This is a genomic window from Leisingera sp. F5 (assembly GCF_001593695.1).
In genome coordinates, this window is the sequence record NZ_LUKH01001122.1 from 1 (window position 1) to 1,258 (window position 1,258).

The 1,258-nt window shown below is 58.9% G+C and carries 2 protein-coding genes and 1 pseudogene; all 3 read left to right on the forward strand.

What is annotated here, in order from left to right; genetic code table 11:
• Positions 1-197 (forward strand): annotated as a pseudogene (gene eno, locus A2I95_RS39415) (phosphopyruvate hydratase); the annotation flags it as partial.
• A 106-nt stretch (positions 198-303) separates the two neighbouring features.
• Positions 304-618, forward strand: coding sequence for a hypothetical protein (locus tag A2I95_RS39420; RefSeq protein WP_291737801.1), 315 nt, complete (start codon positions 304-306; stop codon positions 616-618).
• 162 nt (positions 619-780) lie between these two features.
• Positions 781-945, forward strand: coding sequence for a hypothetical protein (locus A2I95_RS39425; RefSeq protein WP_169730805.1), 165 nt, complete (start codon positions 781-783; stop codon positions 943-945).
• Positions 946-1,258: the final 313 nt, after the last annotated feature.

Genomic DNA, 1,258 nt, shown 5'->3' on the forward strand with positions numbered 1-1,258 from the left:
ACGTGATGTCGCACCGCTCTGGCGAGACCGAGGATGCCACCATTGCCGACCTCGCGGTTGCCACCAACTGCGGCCAGATCAAAACCGGCTCACTGGCGCGCTCCGACCGGCTCGCCAAGTACAACCAGCTGATCCGGATCGAGGAAATGCTGGGTGAAGTGGCCGAATACGCAGGCCGTTCGATCCTGAAGCGCTGATCGCAGCCGCTTGACCATTGCACTGTGTCCCGGCAAGGCTGGGGCACAGCAGCCCCCGGCTCCGGAAAGGGCCGGGGGTTTTCTTTAAGGACGTTCGGGTCGCCTTATGAAAACACTTTCCTTTGCTTCGCTGGCCGTCGCTGCAGCAGCTTCAGCCTCTGCGGCTCCTGGCGCCGAAGAAACCTGCAAGGCACTTGCCGCCCGGATGCAGGGAGACGGGCTTGGAATGAATCTGTGCACCTGCACCTACAAGCTGGCCGATGACATCTTGGATCAAGACATCAAAACGCTGCTGTTCCTTTCCTGGACAGACGGCATCGACCGCCAGGCCGAAGCTGATGCCCTGAACCCCCGCGGACGGGCCAGCAAACAGGTCAAGAATCTGGAGCGGGCGGTCAGAAAGAAATGTTCGCCGTTTTGACATCCTTTGGGATAGGGCCGGGTTGCCAATTCTTCCCTGTCATGGGCAGTTTTTGACAGGGAACGCCTTCCGCAAGGTCATGGGCGGGCGTTGACCTGCATCAATTCCCGGCCGTGCCGGAGCAGGCATTCTGCAGCTGAACTTTCAAAGCAGGAGCTTGTCATGACACCCGCGCGTTTTATCGTCCTTTCACTTGTATCCCTGCAGCTGCTGCTTGCAGCCTGTACCGCACCCGATACCTATCCTATCAGTGGCGAAGAATGCGGGCCGTCGGACCCGGTTCAGGATCTTGATGCCAGCGATTGCCTGACACCGCTTGTCTCCTGATCAGCAGAACCTGGCGTCTTTGCTTTCCTGACTGCAGCTTACCTTGCCTGCCTGAAGATGGCGGGAAACGTGCCTTTCTTTGCGTAAGTTTGCCGGGTTCCGCGAGCGCAGGTTTCTCTGACGCTGCGTGTACGGGCGGGAGCTGCTTGTGTGGCCCGGTTCACAGACGGTCCATCACGGACATGTTATCTCTGTCTTACGCGGTCCGGTTGTTACCGCGGGAGAGGAGAGACCACCATGTCATATCGAGGTTTACGGAGATTGGCAGTTCTTGTGGGTCTTTCAGTACTGCTAGGGTGCAGCGGGCCGGGAT